20 protein-coding genes are annotated in these 14,726 nt (G+C 39.3%); 14 read left to right on the top strand and 6 right to left on the bottom strand.

The window, feature by feature from the left end; translation table 11 throughout:
* The first annotated feature begins 87 nt into the window (after window positions 1-87).
* The 3 genes from AC1M9P_RS06975 to secB are packed head-to-tail and all read left to right on the top strand — an operon-like array spanning window position 88 to window position 1,253.
* A complete protein-coding gene (locus tag AC1M9P_RS06975) occupies window positions 88-501 on the top strand; it encodes a rhodanese-like domain-containing protein (protein ID WP_035270792.1) in 414 nt (137 codons plus the stop codon).
* A gap of 12 nt (window positions 502-513) precedes the next feature.
* Window positions 514-771 carry a glutaredoxin 3 gene (grxC, locus tag AC1M9P_RS06970; protein WP_035270794.1) on the top strand — a complete coding sequence of 86 codons (258 nt, stop codon included), beginning with the start codon at window positions 514-516 and terminating at the stop codon, window positions 769-771.
* Window positions 772-794: 23 nt separating this feature from the next.
* Window positions 795-1,253, top strand: a complete 459-nt coding sequence (gene secB / locus AC1M9P_RS06965) for a protein-export chaperone SecB (protein ID WP_035270796.1) — start codon at window positions 795-797, stop codon at window positions 1,251-1,253.
* 63 nt (window positions 1,254-1,316) lie between these two features.
* Here the strand turns inward: secB and coaBC are convergent, their stop codons facing one another.
* Entirely contained in the window at window positions 1,317-2,582 is a 1,266-nt protein-coding gene (gene coaBC / locus AC1M9P_RS06960) for a bifunctional phosphopantothenoylcysteine decarboxylase/phosphopantothenate--cysteine ligase CoaBC (RefSeq protein ID WP_481587138.1), read from the bottom strand.
* Window positions 2,583-2,697: 115 nt separating this feature from the next.
* Between coaBC and radC the strand changes: the two genes are divergently transcribed.
* Complete coding sequence (radC, locus tag AC1M9P_RS06955; RefSeq protein ID WP_035269684.1) at window positions 2,698-3,384, top strand: RadC family protein; 687 nt, start codon at window positions 2,698-2,700, stop codon at window positions 3,382-3,384.
* A 103-nt stretch (window positions 3,385-3,487) separates the two neighbouring features.
* Window positions 3,488-4,399 (top strand): bestrophin family protein, encoded by a 912-nt coding sequence (locus tag AC1M9P_RS06950; RefSeq protein WP_035269686.1) that lies wholly within the window; start codon window positions 3,488-3,490, stop codon window positions 4,397-4,399.
* 64 nt (window positions 4,400-4,463) lie between these two features.
* Here the strand turns inward: AC1M9P_RS06950 and AC1M9P_RS06945 are convergent, their stop codons facing one another.
* Window positions 4,464-5,318 (bottom strand): PHP domain-containing protein, encoded by an 855-nt coding sequence (locus tag AC1M9P_RS06945; protein WP_035269688.1) that lies wholly within the window; start codon window positions 5,316-5,318, stop codon window positions 4,464-4,466.
* Window positions 5,319-5,362: 44 nt separating this feature from the next.
* On the opposite strand from AC1M9P_RS06945, the gene AC1M9P_RS06940 reads away from it, so the two are divergent.
* The 4 genes from AC1M9P_RS06940 to mnmC are packed head-to-tail and all read left to right on the top strand — an operon-like array spanning window position 5,363 to window position 8,684.
* On the top strand, window positions 5,363-5,977 hold the full coding sequence (locus AC1M9P_RS06940; RefSeq protein ID WP_035269690.1) for an inner membrane-spanning protein YciB: 615 nt from the start codon (window positions 5,363-5,365) through the stop codon (window positions 5,975-5,977).
* A gap of 31 nt (window positions 5,978-6,008) precedes the next feature.
* Entirely contained in the window at window positions 6,009-6,311 is a 303-nt protein-coding gene (locus tag AC1M9P_RS06935) for a YciI family protein (RefSeq protein ID WP_481587137.1), read from the top strand.
* A 1-nt stretch (window position 6,312) separates the two neighbouring features.
* Window positions 6,313-6,747: an SH3 domain-containing protein gene (locus tag AC1M9P_RS06930; RefSeq protein WP_481587235.1), complete on the top strand. Its 435-nt coding sequence runs from the start codon at window positions 6,313-6,315 to the stop codon at window positions 6,745-6,747.
* Between the two features lie 32 nt (window positions 6,748-6,779).
* Window positions 6,780-8,684 carry a bifunctional tRNA (5-methylaminomethyl-2-thiouridine)(34)-methyltransferase MnmC2/FAD-dependent 5-carboxymethylaminomethyl-2-thiouridine(34) oxidoreductase MnmC1 gene (gene mnmC, locus AC1M9P_RS06925; protein ID WP_481587136.1) on the top strand — a complete coding sequence of 635 codons (1,905 nt, stop codon included), beginning with the start codon at window positions 6,780-6,782 and terminating at the stop codon, window positions 8,682-8,684.
* Window positions 8,685-8,732: 48 nt separating this feature from the next.
* Here mnmC and AC1M9P_RS06920 read toward each other — a convergent pair whose 3' ends face one another.
* Window positions 8,733-9,044 carry a rhodanese-like domain-containing protein gene (locus AC1M9P_RS06920; RefSeq protein WP_180000521.1) on the bottom strand — a complete coding sequence of 104 codons (312 nt, stop codon included), beginning with the start codon at window positions 9,042-9,044 and terminating at the stop codon, window positions 8,733-8,735.
* Between the two features lie 91 nt (window positions 9,045-9,135).
* On the opposite strand from AC1M9P_RS06920, the gene AC1M9P_RS06915 reads away from it, so the two are divergent.
* Both AC1M9P_RS06915 and AC1M9P_RS06910 read left to right on the top strand, forming a co-directional pair.
* The gene (locus tag AC1M9P_RS06915) at window positions 9,136-9,624 is read left to right on the top strand and encodes a YajQ family cyclic di-GMP-binding protein (protein WP_035269703.1); all 489 of its coding nucleotides are present in this window, start codon (window positions 9,136-9,138) and stop codon (window positions 9,622-9,624) included.
* Between the two features lie 28 nt (window positions 9,625-9,652).
* Window positions 9,653-10,153, top strand: a complete 501-nt coding sequence (locus tag AC1M9P_RS06910) for a DUF4442 domain-containing protein (RefSeq protein ID WP_481587135.1) — start codon at window positions 9,653-9,655, stop codon at window positions 10,151-10,153.
* A 72-nt stretch (window positions 10,154-10,225) separates the two neighbouring features.
* Here AC1M9P_RS06910 and AC1M9P_RS06905 read toward each other — a convergent pair whose 3' ends face one another.
* From AC1M9P_RS06905 to AC1M9P_RS06895, 3 genes are all read right to left on the bottom strand, one after another.
* Window positions 10,226-10,594 carry an acyl-CoA thioesterase gene (locus AC1M9P_RS06905; RefSeq protein WP_218945426.1) on the bottom strand — a complete coding sequence of 123 codons (369 nt, stop codon included), beginning with the start codon at window positions 10,592-10,594 and terminating at the stop codon, window positions 10,226-10,228.
* Between the two features lie 80 nt (window positions 10,595-10,674).
* Window positions 10,675-11,100, bottom strand: coding sequence for a thioredoxin TrxC (trxC, locus tag AC1M9P_RS06900; RefSeq protein ID WP_180000527.1), 426 nt, complete (start codon window positions 11,098-11,100; stop codon window positions 10,675-10,677).
* Window positions 11,097-11,996 (bottom strand): alpha/beta hydrolase, encoded by a 900-nt coding sequence (locus tag AC1M9P_RS06895; RefSeq protein WP_481587134.1) that lies wholly within the window; start codon window positions 11,994-11,996, stop codon window positions 11,097-11,099. Before AC1M9P_RS06895 ends, trxC begins: the two co-directional genes overlap by 4 nt.
* A gap of 123 nt (window positions 11,997-12,119) precedes the next feature.
* On the opposite strand from AC1M9P_RS06895, the gene AC1M9P_RS06890 reads away from it, so the two are divergent.
* The 3 genes from AC1M9P_RS06890 to AC1M9P_RS06880 all read left to right on the top strand — a co-directional run bounded on the left by AC1M9P_RS06890 (window position 12,120) and on the right by AC1M9P_RS06880 (window position 14,564).
* A complete protein-coding gene (locus tag AC1M9P_RS06890) occupies window positions 12,120-12,455 on the top strand; it encodes a protein tyrosine phosphatase family protein (RefSeq protein WP_035269714.1) in 336 nt (111 codons plus the stop codon).
* On the top strand, window positions 12,448-12,873 hold the full coding sequence (locus AC1M9P_RS06885) for a protein tyrosine phosphatase family protein (RefSeq protein ID WP_092768903.1): 426 nt from the start codon (window positions 12,448-12,450) through the stop codon (window positions 12,871-12,873). Before AC1M9P_RS06890 ends, AC1M9P_RS06885 begins: the two co-directional genes overlap by 8 nt.
* Before the next feature lie 317 nt (window positions 12,874-13,190).
* Window positions 13,191-14,564, top strand: a complete 1,374-nt coding sequence (locus AC1M9P_RS06880) for a dihydrolipoyl dehydrogenase (RefSeq protein WP_481587133.1) — start codon at window positions 13,191-13,193, stop codon at window positions 14,562-14,564.
* Window positions 14,565-14,726 lie beyond the last annotated feature (162 nt).

Genomic DNA, 14,726 nt, shown 5'->3' with positions numbered 1-14,726 from the left:
TTTAAGTGCACCCTTGAAGCGGTGATTTTGATCACCATATATATACGTTATACTCAACGCAGTTTTTAATTAGTCATTAGGTGATTTGTGGAACGTTGGTTCGAATTTATGGGGAATCACCCCTTTTTATTTGCAATTTTAGGGGCCCTTATTGTTTTGTTTTTCGTTTTTGAAGGACAACGTAGTGGTCGTAAAATTTCTCCACAATCGCTCGGAATTTTAGTGAAAGCTAAAAATGCGATGCTGATTGATTTGCGCGATGCTAAAGATTTCCGTGAAGGTCATATTAGCGGTAGTCGTAATATTCCATATAGTCAAATTGCTGCAAATGTTGAAGAATTAAAAGCTGCGGACCGTCCATTGGTATTCATTTGTAATTTAGGCCAAGTTGCAGGCTCTGCTCTACAACAAGTCGGTCATACAGATAGTTATCGTTTAGACGGTGGCATCAGTAACTGGAAAGCTCAAGGCTTACCTTTAGTAAAAAGCAAAAAAGCTTAAGGAGTTTGTAAAATGACAGCTCAAGTGACTGTATATTCAACAACGATGTGTCCTTATTGCGTACGTGCAAAGCAACTCCTTGAACGTAAAGGCATTGAGTACAAAGAAATTAATTTATCAAAAGAAGCACCTGAGGTTCGTGTTGAGTTAATGCAAAAAACCAACCACCGCACAGTGCCACAAATTTTCATTAAAGATCAATTCATCGGTGGTTTCGACCAACTTTATGCTTTAGAGCGTGAAGGTAAACTAGACGAATTATTGGCATAATCACTAAATCTAAGGAATTAAGAATGAGTGAAGAACAACAAGTTCAACCACAATTAGCATTAGAACGTATTTATACAAAAGACATTTCTTTTGAAGTTCCTGGTGCTGCGGTTTTTACAAAAGAATGGCAACCTGAGTTAAACATCAATCTTTCTTCATCAGCTGAAAAAGTAGATCCAACTCATTTTGAAGTTTCTTTAAAAGTGGTTGTACAAGCTGCGAATGCAGGTGAAACTGCATTTATCGTAGACGTAACACAATCAGGTATTTTCTTGATTGATGGCGTTGAAGATGAACGTCTTCCGTACATTCTTGGTGCTTATTGCCCTAATATTTTGTTCCCATTCCTTCGTGAAGCGGTGAACGATCTTGTAACTAAAGGTAGCTTCCCTCAATTACTTCTTACACCGATTAACTTTGATGCTGAGTTTGAGGCGAACATGCAACGCGCTCAAGCTGCAGCTGCTGAAGGTCAAGCTTAATCGTCTGATTAAGTTTACCCTTATAAAAAAGACCGCATTTGCGGTCTTTTTTATATCCTACATTTAAACAGGTCGTTTTTCTTGATGTAATGCATCATGGATAGCTTCAACCAATTGTTGTGCAATTTCTTGCTTTGAAGCTTTTTCAAGATCACGTTTTTCCATTTCATATTGTTCAGCAAAAAACACAGTCATCGCATTTTCATCTGAAGCAAAACCAATATCCGCTCTTGAAACATCATTGCATGCGATCATATCTAGTTTCTTAGCCACCAATTTACCTGCGGCATATTCTTCAACATTACGCGTTTCAGCTGCAAAACCGACCATAAATGGACGTTTGTCTTGCAAAGCTATCGTCGCCACGATATCAGGATTTTTAACAAGAGAGACAGCTAACTCATCACCAGCTTTTTTGATTTTATGTTCCGCAACTTCTGCAACACGATAATCCGCTACGGCAGCTGTCGCAATAAATACATCACATCCTGTTTCCAACTGATTCATGCTTAAATCAAGCATCTGCCTCGCTGAAGATATATTTAAACGCTTCACCCCATTCGGTGTATCTAAACTGACAGGACCCGCGATCAGTGTCACCTCAGCACCTGCTGAATAACATGCAGCAGCAATAGCAAACCCCATTTTTCCAGTGCTGTGATTTGAAATATAGCGCACTGGATCAATTGCCTCTCGAGTGGGACCTGCTGTAATCGTCACTTTTTTACCCGCCAGCAAGCCAAATTTTTCTGCAATTGCACGCTGCGCTTTATGGAAATATTCTCGTACCTGTTCAGCTAAATCTTCAGGCTCAGGCATACGTCCTAATCCAACATCGCCACACGCTTGAGAACCCGCCTCAGGCATAATGACATGCACACCATCATCGACCAAAGTACTCAAATTGCGCTGTGTTGCTTTAGCCGCCCACATTTGTTGATTCATGGCTGGTGCGATCCAAACAGGTGCTTTTGTTGCCAAATAGAGTGTACTGAGTAAATCATCCGCTAGTCCGCAAGCAAATTTAGCAATACTGTCACAACTGGCAGGAGCGACAAGCACCAAATCCGCCCATCGTGCTAATTCGATATGCCCCATTCCAGCTTCAGCTTCTGTATCTAGAAGTTCAGTATGTACTGGATTACCCGACAATGCTTGAAAGGTAAGCGGCGTAATAAAAGCTTGGGCACCTTGAGTCATTACAACTCGGACATTAAATCCGTAATCTTTAAGTCGGCGTACTAAGATGGCACTTTTATAAGCAGCAATACCACCAGTAACAGCAAGAATAATATTTTTATTGGAGAACACACTAAGATCAAAACTCAAGATCACGTCACCTTTTTATTGCAGTGGCGCTCACAATAGCATTAAATATTCTGCCACCCAAGATATACCTTGGTGAATATTCAAAAGTTAAAATAATTTAAAACAGTGAATAATAATGAATAATTCGATCAAACAATGGCCCGAACAAGAACGACCGCGAGAAAGATTACTCCGCCAAGGTGCTCATAGCCTCTCTGATGCAGAACTCCTCGCCATCTTTTTAAGATCAGGATCTCAACAACATTCTGCGGTCGAATTAGCAAGATTGATGTTGCAACATTTTGGAAGCTTAAATGCAGTGTTTGATGCATCGATAGACGAAATTCGCATGTTCCATGGCATGGGAGACACTAAATACTCTCAATTGATGGCTGTAAAAGAGCTTGGACGGCGTTACTTGCAACATCAATTGAACCAACAAATTGATTTAAGTCGCTCTGATTTAATTCAAGATTATCTTCGCTATGAACTTATTGGCGAATCTCAAGAGATTTTCGCGGTACTCTGTTTAGATGCAAGGCTCAGAAAAATTAATTTTAAAAAATTATTCTTTGGTTCTACTAACCACTGTGCAGTTTCAATTAATCAGTTTATTCGACATATCATCCACACTCAGGCGAGTGCTGTGATTATTGCACACAATCATCCTTTAGGAATTCCTCAGCCCTCAATTGACGATATCAATTTGACGAAATCTTTAAGTAGAGCTTGCAATTTAATTGAGGTTAAATTACTCGATCATGTCATCATTTCCACCGAAGGCAGCTACTCTTTTATGGAGCACCAACTGATCCGAGAATAAGTCTATAAATTACAGAATAAAATTGCTCGAAGTTTCCATTTTTTATCATTGACAATACTCGCTGAACTAGTGAAGATCATAGAAAAATGAAAGATTGATTTACATGATTGTTCGTGATCAAACCGATACGCTAAAACTATTATTTTCATGGCGTGGAACCATCTTACCGAAGGTATTACCTCCACTTGGAATCGTTATGCTGATTTCAGCAATCGTGGGGGGAATTGAATATATAAATCTCTATAGATTCCCTGAAATTCCTTTGGTTGGGTTTACACTGATCGGAGTAGTATTGTCGATTTTTTTAGGTTTCAAAAATTCGGCATGTTATGACCGTTGGTGGGAAGCGCGTAAATTATGGGGAAGCTTAATCGCCAATGCTCGACATTTCGATCGAGACTGCCGGATCTTGCCGCAAGGTCGTCGTGAACGTGTAATTCAGCATATGATTGTTTTTGCTAACGTACTGCGTGACCGTCTTCGTCATCAAACAGTCAGTCCCGATGCTTTGCATCAAACCAGTGGCATGAGCCCACAAGCTTTAACTCAACTTTACCAGCAAGCCAATGCACCACAATACACATTAAGTTTGATTCAATGGGAGTTGATGCAGTCACTGAAAGAAGGCGAAATTTCAGACATTATTTATACACAAATGAACCAACATGTAACTGAATTAAGTTTGGTTCAAACAGGCTGTGATCGTATTGCTACAACTCCTTTACCTTATGCTTATTCAGTACTCTTAAACCGTACCGTTTATTTTTTCTGTTTTATGCTTCCATTTAGTTTAGGCTCGGTGCTCGGTTTGGCGACGCCACTTTTAGTCGGTATTTTAGCATATACGTTTTTGGGGCTTGATGCGCTCAGCTCTGAAATAGAAGAGCCTTTTGGTACGCAAAGTAATGATCTTCCACTCGATGCCATGGTTCGTACAATCGAGATTGAACTACTCGGGACTTTAGGAAAACCAACTCCTCCACCGATCCAAGCCCAAGATCACAACTTACTTTGATTCATGACAACTTAATGTCTGATCAACGCCTAAAATTCTCTTATCCGTTGTTATAAGAGAATTTCTATACAATAAAACTTTCCCAGATGCCAACCTGTCCCTCTTTCACTTGAGGGATATTCCCCAATTTTATCCATGGCATATTATCTCCATGGAAATCACTTCCAACTGATACTTTAAGCCCAAATTCGGCAATCATTCGGTCTACCATTTGTCGCGTCGAGGTAGGCTCAATCGCAGGTGGCAACTCAACTGCGTCGCCTCCGTAACGTGCAAATATTTCAATCAAATAACGAATGTTCGTCGCAGATAAATCATAACGGGTAGGATGTGCCAAAACAGCAAACCCTTGAGCCTCATGAATTACACGTATCGTTTCCTCCAGACCAAGTCCTTCAAACTGAACATAAGCTTTTTTACCTTCCTTGATATATTTGTCAAAAGCTTGTTGCGGACGTGAAACATGACCCTTCTCGACCAGCGTCTTCGCAATATGGGTTCGTGTCACACGATCAGGTATACCCTCGACCTTCGCAACCACATCCGCGTAAATATCCTCTCCAATAAGAGGCTTCAACAATTCACAGATGAGTTGAGCACGTTCAGCTCGAATTATCTTTTGTTGTTCTAGTAGCTTATGCAAAGGATCAGGTGATTGCATATTCAGTGCGACCACATGCACACCATAACTTTTTTTGGTCGAAGGTCTAGACCACTGACTTGAAATTTCCACACCTGAAATAATTTGAATTGGTTGATTTTTTGCAACTTTTTCAGCCAAAACCAAACCATCCATGCTATCGTGGTCAGTCAGTGCAAGGGTATGTATCCCTTTTTCGAGCGCAGCTTGAACCAGTAACTCTGGCGACAAAGTTCCATCAGAAATATTACTATGTGTGTGTAAATCTACGCCTTGCATCTTTTATACTAATCCATCCACCTGAACTGCATAGATACTTTAACATGAAAGCACTTTTAGACTTTGTGCCACTCATAATTTTCTTTTGGCTTTACAAAACTGTCGATCCCAAAGATAACAATCACCCTTTACTGCAATGGATCGGCTCTGCAGGTGGCGTCGATAATAACCATATTCTCGTTGCTACAACGGGCTTAATCATTTCTATGCTCGTGGTCTACGGCGCATTATTTGTCCGTCAAAAATTTCACCTTGATAAACAACAATGGATTGTTTTATTTATGACGGTGATTTTTGGTGGGATTACTCTCATGTTGAGTGATGATTTTTATATTCGTCTCAAAGCAGCGATCTTGAATTTTGTATTTGCTGGTGCTTTCTTAATTTCACCTTATTTTGGTAAAGACCGCAAACCTCTCATTCAACGCTTATTTGGTCCTATTTTAAATTTAACACCGCAGGGATGGAAAAATTTAAACTATGCTTGGGCCGCGATGTTTGTTGGTATGGCATCATTGCATATTTTCTTTGCTTTCGTGTTCATGGATGGAAAATATTGGGGTGAATTTACTGCTTTTGGTGACATGATTGTGATGTTTTCATTTATCATTATTCAATTCATCATTTTACGAAAACACTTTAAATCTGCAGAAGAATAATCGTGTTGAAAGAGGATATAGAGATTTCGCCATGCCCTTATTTGTAGTGACGTGTACCGACCAAGAAGGTACTGTTGAAAAACGCTTAGCAACACGCCCACAACACCTTGCACGCCTTGAAAAACTGGCTGAGGAAGGTCGCGTAATCGTCGCTGGCGCGATGCCAAAAGTTCGTAATAACCCACAAGCTGGATTTTATGGCAGCACCCTTATTTTAGATTTTGAAAGCCGTGAAGCGTTAGATGAATGGTTAGCAGATGAGCCTTTTTTAAAAGAAGGTATTTATGCCAGCATTGACGTAAAACCTTTTAATAAAGCATTACCACATGAATAAGATGATGAATTTGACACGCTCTGCTCTTTTCATCAGTTTTGCATTGGTATCTTCAGCTTGGGCTGAACCCGCAGCAACTACTGCTGCACCAGCGAATCCAGTTGCACAGTCTCAGCCAGCAACAGCTACGCCTGCAAAGCCACTTACAGCTGAACAAATTGCACGAAATAAAGCGCTTCAAGAAGCAAAAGTAAAGGCTTTAGTCAAAGACCAAGCAACACGTCTCCAACAGCTTGAAAAAGCAAACCTAGAAGCTTTAGCACAGAATCAAGAATTACAACTAAAAAATGATAATTTAGGTGTACAAATTCAGGTGCTTCAAAGTGAACGTAGTGCTCAAATGTTTTTGTACGGTGCAGCAACAATGGCTGTCGGTATTTTTGTCGGCTTTATTATTGCCAGTTACATCTATACAAAACGACGTCGTCAGTGGTAAACCACTGACACGCTTTTCAAAGGTTTCAAATTTTGACTCAGGCCATTCAAACTGCTGATCTCGATTGGCAACTCGTTGATGGAATCGATATTCCAGTTTCTAAAATTTTCGGTGATGTTTATTTTTCAAAAGCCAATGGCCTTCTTGAAACTCGTCATGTCTTTATCAATGGTAATGATCTACATGAACGCCTATCGGACTTAAAACCATTTGAACATTTCACAGTCGGAGAAACTGGCTTCGGCACGGGTTTAAATATCCTCACTCTTTGGCAACTTTGGCAATTAATTCGTCCAAATAATCATAGTCAACTGCATGTCATTACGGTGGAAAAATTTCCACTGAGCAAGGCTGATCTGATCCGAGCTTTAAATGCTTGGCCTGAACTGAAACATTTATCAGATCAACTCATTGCCCAATATCCACTGCCGATTGCAGGATGCCACCGCCTTCATTTTCCAGATGAGCGTTTTAGTATTGATATTTGGTTAGGTGATGCACATGATGTTTTTCCAGTCATTGCCAAAACTAGCACTGTCAATGCATGGTTTTTAGATGGATTTGCTCCTGCCTGTAATCCAGATATGTGGGAAGATCAAGTTCTGAATCAAATTATTCGACTATCAGATATTGGAACTACTTTTGCCTCTTTCAGTGTTGCTGGAATCCTCAAAAGAGGATTAAAAAAACACGGCGTGAAAATTACACGCCCAAAAGGGTTCGGACACAAACGTGAAATGCTAAAGGGAGTTTTACTGCCTTTAGACGAAGAGGCTGAAAAAAGTGAGCTCTCTCCCGAAGATTACCAATACAAACCACACTCAAGTTCTCAACGCCGTATAGGCATTGTAGGCGCTGGAATTGCGGGTTTAAGTTGTGCCTATGCCTTTGCATTAAGAGGTCACCGCGTCAGCCTATTTGACCGCCATGAGCCATTAAGTGGCGCGTCAGGAAATCCTCTGGCTTTATTGAATCCCAAGCTCTGTCCAATTGAACAAAGTGCCGATCATTTAATGACATTAGCATGGCAACATGCAATGAACCATTATTCAAAATTTGAAGCCTTTGACGCCGCGCAAGTCCATCAAATCCCTCTTAAACACGCTGATGAACTTCTCGATCTTGCAAATCAATATCCAGAAAACATACTCGAAGCAAATTGTGCTGCTAAAAACAGCCTGTTCAACCAAGCATTCCTCACCTTGAAACAGGCTGGAACAATCAGACCACATGATTTGGCTAAAGAAATATTATCGAATGAACTGATCGAATTTCAGCAAGCTACAATCAAATCGTGGGATCTACTTGCCAATCATCAAGTCGGTATAACAGATCATGTTGGACAACAATATCAATTTGACCATGTGATTATTTGTTGTGCCCGTGAAAGTATGAATCTTTTTGATGATTTCCCGATTTTAAAACCAATACGTGGTCAAGTTAGCTGGTTTAACCATGTTTCATCCACACAGTTCAAGAAACATGAAGCATATAGCTATGGTGGCTACTGTATGCCTTTAAATGATCATCAAATCATTTTAGGTGCTTCTTTTTACCCTAATCGAGATGATCAAGATGTTCTTGATGAAGATCATGAACATAACTACAGGTTACTTGCAGATTTCGCACCAGATATTGCTGCACAATTTCCTGACCATCATTCTTGGCATGGTAGAGCTTCTGTTCGTGCACAAAGTCAGGATTATTTTCCGCTTTTAGGTCAGGTTGAATCTGATACTGAAATTTATACACTCTCAGGTTTGGGCTCTAAAGGCTTTTTATTTGCTCCTTTGTGTGCTGAAATTCTAGTGGCTCAAATCTTAAAAACAGCATGCCCTGTATCTGAAACTTTACTCAATAAACTCAATGTTCATCGATTTAGAAAGAAAGTAAGAATAAAGAAGCCATATTTTCAGGCTAAAACTCAATCACCATGATTTATTGAAACTAAAAAAGCGCCATAAGGCGCTTTTTTTCAACCATGATTAACCTTGCTCTAAAGGTAATCCTGCCTCACGAGCAGCACGAGTACCACCCATTAAGACCACATATTCACGTGAACTATCAAAGCCTTCTAATAGTTCTGCAGCACGTGGTGCTTTACTTCCGCCGCCACATAAAATGTAAATCGGTTGATCCGCTGCAACTTGAGTCAGACTATCTGCTGAAAGTGTGGAAATCGGTTGGTTCACCGCTCCTTTCACATGTGCTTCAGCATAAGCACTTGTATCACGTACATCCCAGATAATCGCGTCAGCTGGGAACTCAAATGTTGTAATTTCTTGTTTACGGATCATTGCGCACTCCTTTGATGTAAACAACACTTGGCAAATGAAGAAAACATCCCTAGCATCTCAGATATTCTTTCTATTTGTAAAGGTCTAAACTATGCCATCTTTCGATATTGTTTCAGAATTAGAGATTTTTGAAGTAAATCATGCAGTTCAAAACACACAAAAGGAAATCGGAACGCGTTTCGACTTCCGTGGTCAAGACGTTTCGATCGAATTAAACGAAAAAAATAAAGAAATTAAGATCTCGACTGAAAGTGACTTCCAATGTGAGCAAGTTTACAACATGCTGGAAAATCACTTTTATAAACGTAAAGTCGACGTTCAAGCACTAGATCCGCAAAAAATGACAGCATCTGGCAAAAATGTCATTCAAGTGATTAAACTTAAAGACGGTCTTGACTCTGATACAGCAAAAAAAATTAATAAAGCCATTAAAGAAAGTGGTATCAAAGTGCAATCTTCTATTCAGGGCGATAAAATCCGAGTCACTGACAAGAAGCGCGATACATTACAACAAGTTATGGCGTTCTTAAAAGAACAACAATTCGGTATCCCACTTCAATTTAACAATTTCAAAGACTAATCTCTTTGCTCCATCATAGGAACTGATCATGGCAAAAGGCAATCGTTTATCTAAGTTAGTAAAAGCGACATCTAAGTTTCCACAAGGTATCCGTAGTACTTTATGGAGCAAAGCTTTTGGCCGTGTCGTTCCAATGGTGGGAACTGCCAAATTACGTTATCTTGAAGTTAGTCATGCTAAAGTTGTCGTTAAAATCGAAAACCATAAAGCAATGCAAAATCATATTGGTCAAGTGCATGCATGCGCAATGGCGCTGATCGCTGAAACAGCTACAGGCTTTGTTACCGGCATGAATGTACCCGATACCTCAATTGTATTAATAAAAAGTTTAAAAGTAGATTTCAAACGCCCATCTAAAGGTGCGATGACCGCAGTCGCTACATTGACTGATGATCAACAAAAACAGATGCAAGAGTCTGAAAAAGGTGAGACCCTTGTCAAAGTGATCGTGACAGATGAGTCTGGCGAAGAACCAATTCAATGTGAAATGCTCTGGGCTTGGATTTCGAAATCTCAACTTAAGCAATAAAGCTCATGATCATATTGATCCTAAAAAAGTTTCCCTAATAAAAAATCCCAACAATGTTGGGATTTTTTGTGATTAGATGCTTAGAGATTCTTGAAACTTTTGTTTAACATCATCTGGAATCTGACGTTTTGCCCCTTTTACATCCACCGCAACAAAAGTGAAAACACCTTCTGTCACTCTTTTCGCTGGACGTGAAGAGTCGTGACTATCCCATACTTCAATTTGCATTTGAATTGAGGTATTTCCGAGCTTTAAAATTTTAGTATAACAACTAATGACATCACCTACCTTAACAGGCACAAGGAATGTCATTTGATTAATTGCAATGGTTGCACAGCGACCTTTTGTATAACGCTCTGCATGAATAGCTCCAGCCAAATCCATTTGTGAAACAATCCAACCACCAAAAACATCCCCACTCCAGTTGGTATCTGCAGGCATAGCAATGGTTTGAAGGGATAATGTACCTTCTGGCTTAAGTTGAGAATCTGACACAGTTACTCCAAATATTGGCCTATTGGTTAAGCATTTAATTGCTGATCTAACCAATCTTGTAATTGATTTGCACGTAATGCACCACTTATTCTAGCAATTTCATTCGTTTTATTCATCAATACCAACGTTGGAATACTACGAACATTAAAGGCAGCACTTAAACGCGGATTCGCTTCAGTATCTATCTTCGCAAAAACCACATGCGGATTTGATTTAGCTACTTCAGCAAAATGCGGTGCCATCATTTTACAAGGTCCGCACCATTCTGCCCAAAGATCAATCAATACTGGTAAATCACTGTTGGTAATAAAGTTACTAAAGTTTTGCTCATTCAGCTCAATAGGGGCAAGCGGAATCAAATGCTCATGACATTGACCACAATTCGGCTGAGATTGGATTTTATCTTCAGGTACACGATTTTTTGCGCCACAAGATGGACAAACAACAATCATGAGTTTACTCCTCTATTTTGATCTAAGAATTCTAATTGAAGCTTGATTGCGCTTTCCATCCAATTTGCTTGATAAATATCAAAATGTGTCATATTCCACTCATGGTATTCCACATAAGGTGCCATATTGGTTGCAGTTTCACGACTAATCTCTATGGGGATAATTGCATCTTTCTTGGCAGCTATAAATAACACAGGAATTTTAATACTTCTTGCCGTAGTAATCGGTCGAAATCGTATGACGTCTAACATAGCTCTTGCAGGCACCTCACCGCTCCAATAATAGTTTGAATCGACGATCGACATATACCCTTGATAACTATCCTGACTCGGGTAGAAACTTAATGCATAGGGATGAACGACAGGCATTGTTTTTCCAATACGTCCAACTTTGGCTGCCATTAAATCCTGACTCGATAACTTTAAAGCCTGCGCCATATGTTGAATTGGATATATTTTACCGCTGGCATTTCCATCCACAAAGGGTACTTGCGCTATTGCAGCCCAAATCCCATTTAACTCAGATGCAAGTTTTAGAACATATCCGCCACTCAGACCCGTTCCCCATAAGAAAAGGTGGTGCCCATCAACCAAAGGGAATAATTTGATATGCGCAATCACAGCATACCAATCTTCTAGCTGCTGACGGACAGAGACCATTTCTCTTGGTTTACCCGTACTGCCTCCCCAACAACGATAGTCAAAGAGTACAACCGCAAAACCTGCTTGAGCAAAACGTTGCGCATATTGGATTAATTTGAATTGACGTAATCCTGCAAAACCATGCGCCATAATAAGCACAGGAGGTCTTTTAACTTTGACAGGCAAATAAAGGTCAGCAGCGATCAATTCATTTGCTTTTTGTACGTACAGCGGCTCTACGGTGTAATCGTACATAGGTGCTCCATGCATGTATTCATACGATTTTTATTTTAAATTTTTTGTGTCGATCACAGCTCATATCAGAGCGAGATGCTATGATAGTAGCATAGTCTTTTAATTTATTTTGGGAGTGACGCAATGAGTGAAAATGTAGGTTTTGCTGGTCAAATTGGGCCAGAACATTTAGTTCAAGTTGTTGAAAAAGGATTTAAATCTGTGATTAATAATCGCCCCGATATGGAAGGCGGACCAGAACAGCCAACAAGTGCCCAAATTGAAGAAGCTGCACGCGCTCAAGGCTTAGATTATGTATATCAACCTGTAGTTGCAGGTCAAATTACTGAGCTTGATGTTCGTACTTTTGCAAATCATTTCAATGAGCTACCAAAACCAGTATTAATGTTCTGTCGTACGGGAAATCGCTCTAACAATCTCTACCAATTAGCAAAACAAATGGATTTGCTTGATGACTAAGATGTGGTTTAGATTCATCCTTTCCACCTTCATTTTTAGTATCGTAACGCTAAGTCATTCAGCATCAGAACCGCTCAGTAAAGCACTTAATCCATCTGTGAGTGTATCGGGCCATATGACGTCTACAAAATTCAATGCCTTAATGCAGCAGGGATTTAAGTCTGTGATCGTTAACCGTCCTGATCAAGAATCAGGTAACGAAACAACTGCAAGTGAATTAAGAGCTTTAGCCGAAAAGTCTAAAATCAGTTTGATTTACCAACCTGTTATTTCAGGTCAAATAACAGATGCAGATGTTCATGAGTTTGCGAAGTATTACAATAGTCTACCTAAACCTATACTTTTAGTATGTAAGTCAGGTAGTCGTTCTACGTTACTATTTAATAAAGCAAATTCATTAGGACTCATTCATGAATAAAATTTGTATTGCATTATGTTGTTCGTTTCTTTTATTCGGTTGCACATCGATGAATGTAAAACCAACTGTTGGTGTGCATGCAGGTACATCATTGTAAGATGAATATATCTTATTCATTTTAAAGGCGCACAAGCGCCTTTTTCTTTCATCTTCTTTCAATAACAACCATGAAAATACTTAGTTTTAAATAATACAAATTTTCAATAATGTGGATATCACCAAAAGTTAAAGGTTTAAGTGTAATAATTTGAAAAAAAACCTTCTTCATCGAAGGTTTTTTTATATAGTGAATTCAACTCATTCTTATTCAATACAATATGTACAATATCATTATTATTGGAGCTGGTACTGCTGGTATTTCAGCTTATAAAGAAGCCATTAAAACTACACAAAATATACTTGTTGTGAACGACGGTCCGTGGGATACCACTTGTGCTCGAGTAGGTTGTATGCCGAGTAAAGTTCTAATTTCATCAGCTAATCTTGCCTATAATGCGAGAACTTCAGAACAACTTGGGCTAAAAATTTCTTCTCAAATTGACACTACAGATGTTATGCAACATGTACAGCAATTACGTGATCGATTTACTAAAGCAACATTGAAGGACGTTAATTCATGGCCTACAGCGCACAAAATTTCAGGTCGCGCAACATTTGTAAATGCAAACACAATCAATGTTAATAATAAGAAATACCAAGCTAAATCGTTCATTATCGCTGTTGGTTCAAGACCAACAGTAAATCAAAATTGGCAACAAAAACTTGGTCATTTATATTTAACTTCTGATCAAGTCTTTGAAATACCTACTTTACCAAAAAGTTTAGCTGTAATTGGAAGCGGTGTCATTGCAATCGAACTTGCACAAGCCATGCAGCGTCTAGGTGTAGAAACAACAGTTTTTGCTCGCAGTAAAAAAATTGGTTCATTGACTAGCCCAGACTTACAAACGCTTGCTCAAGAAATATTCTCAAAAGAATTAAATATCAAATATGAGATTTTACCCGAGCAGGTTGAGAAATTAGGCGAAGATAAGGTTCAAATTAACTTTATCGAAAATGGTAGCAATAAAGCTATAGAAGTTGATTACCTATTATCTGCGACTGGTCGTACTACGAATTTAGATACGTTAAATATTCAACATATAAATGATGAATTTATTGATCTAAAGCAACTACCTGTTGATCCAACCACTAAACAGCTTGGTGACTACCCCATTTACATTGTAGGTGATGCATTTACTTCAACGCCTATCCAGCATGAAGCGTCTTATGAAGGTAAATTGGCGGTTCATAATTGCCTCAATCAACATCAATCGAGTCAGAAAAAAAGTCTTACCCCATTGGGTATTATGTTTAGTTCGCCAGAAATGGCAGGGATCGGCTCCAATTATCAAACACTGCGTAAAGCCAATCATGAGTTCGTTACAGGTATCGTATCCTACGAAAAGCAAGGACGAGCGATTGTAAATGGACAAAATATTGGGGCTGTAGAGGTTTATGTCGATCGACACTCACGTAAACTTCTCGGAGCAGAATTTCTTTGTTATTCAGCAGAACATTTAGCACATTTGCTCGCTTGGGCTATCTCCAGTGATCTTACTGTTGATGAAATTCTAGATCACCCTTTCTACCATCCAACGGTAGAGGAAGGCCTAAGAACTGCGTTAAAACACGCTCGACGACAACTTTAATCTATTATTTGATACAAGGCCCTCTAATGAGGGCTTTTATTTTTATATCTTTAATTCATTCTTTACTGCATAAAAAAACACCCCCTTCTATTGAAGGGGGTGTTTAGAATAATGAGCTGGCGATGACTTACTCTCACATGGGTAACCCCACACTACCATCAG

This window comes from Acinetobacter sp. 25-47-122 (assembly GCF_056779695.1).
The sequence above is the reverse complement of the archived record's forward strand: the minus strand, read 5'-3'. Positions and strand labels throughout refer to the sequence as shown.

Bases quoted from the DNA above. Each gene is read 5' to 3' on its own strand.
- grxC (WP_035270794.1), top strand. From the start codon at position 514: ATGACAGCTCAAGTGACTGTATATTCAACAACGATGTGTCCTTATTGC.
- secB (WP_035270796.1), top strand. From the start codon at position 795: ATGAGTGAAGAACAACAAGTTCAACCACAATTAGCATTAGAACGTATT.
- radC (WP_035269684.1), top strand. From the start codon at position 2,698: ATGAATAATTCGATCAAACAATGGCCCGAACAAGAACGACCGCGAGAA.
- AC1M9P_RS06950 (WP_035269686.1), top strand. From the start codon at position 3,488: ATGATTGTTCGTGATCAAACCGATACGCTAAAACTATTATTTTCATGG.
- AC1M9P_RS06945 (WP_035269688.1), bottom strand. From the start codon at position 5,318: ATGCAAGGCGTAGATTTACACACACATAGTAATATTTCTGATGGAACT.
- AC1M9P_RS06940 (WP_035269690.1), top strand. From the start codon at position 5,363: ATGAAAGCACTTTTAGACTTTGTGCCACTCATAATTTTCTTTTGGCTT.
- AC1M9P_RS06935 (WP_481587137.1), top strand. From the start codon at position 6,009: ATGCCCTTATTTGTAGTGACGTGTACCGACCAAGAAGGTACTGTTGAA.
- AC1M9P_RS06930 (WP_481587235.1), top strand. From the start codon at position 6,313: ATGATGAATTTGACACGCTCTGCTCTTTTCATCAGTTTTGCATTGGTA.
- AC1M9P_RS06920 (WP_180000521.1), bottom strand. From the start codon at position 9,044: ATGATCCGTAAACAAGAAATTACAACATTTGAGTTCCCAGCTGACGCG.
- AC1M9P_RS06915 (WP_035269703.1), top strand. From the start codon at position 9,136: ATGCCATCTTTCGATATTGTTTCAGAATTAGAGATTTTTGAAGTAAAT.
- AC1M9P_RS06910 (WP_481587135.1), top strand. From the start codon at position 9,653: ATGGCAAAAGGCAATCGTTTATCTAAGTTAGTAAAAGCGACATCTAAG.
- AC1M9P_RS06905 (WP_218945426.1), bottom strand. From the start codon at position 10,594: ATGCCTGCAGATACCAACTGGAGTGGGGATGTTTTTGGTGGTTGGATT.
- trxC (WP_180000527.1), bottom strand. From the start codon at position 11,100: ATGATTGTTGTTTGTCCATCTTGTGGCGCAAAAAATCGTGTACCTGAA.
- AC1M9P_RS06895 (WP_481587134.1), bottom strand. From the start codon at position 11,996: ATGTACGATTACACCGTAGAGCCGCTGTACGTACAAAAAGCAAATGAA.
- AC1M9P_RS06890 (WP_035269714.1), top strand. From the start codon at position 12,120: ATGAGTGAAAATGTAGGTTTTGCTGGTCAAATTGGGCCAGAACATTTA.
- AC1M9P_RS06885 (WP_092768903.1), top strand. From the start codon at position 12,448: ATGACTAAGATGTGGTTTAGATTCATCCTTTCCACCTTCATTTTTAGT.
- AC1M9P_RS06880 (WP_481587133.1), top strand. From the start codon at position 13,191: ATGTACAATATCATTATTATTGGAGCTGGTACTGCTGGTATTTCAGCT.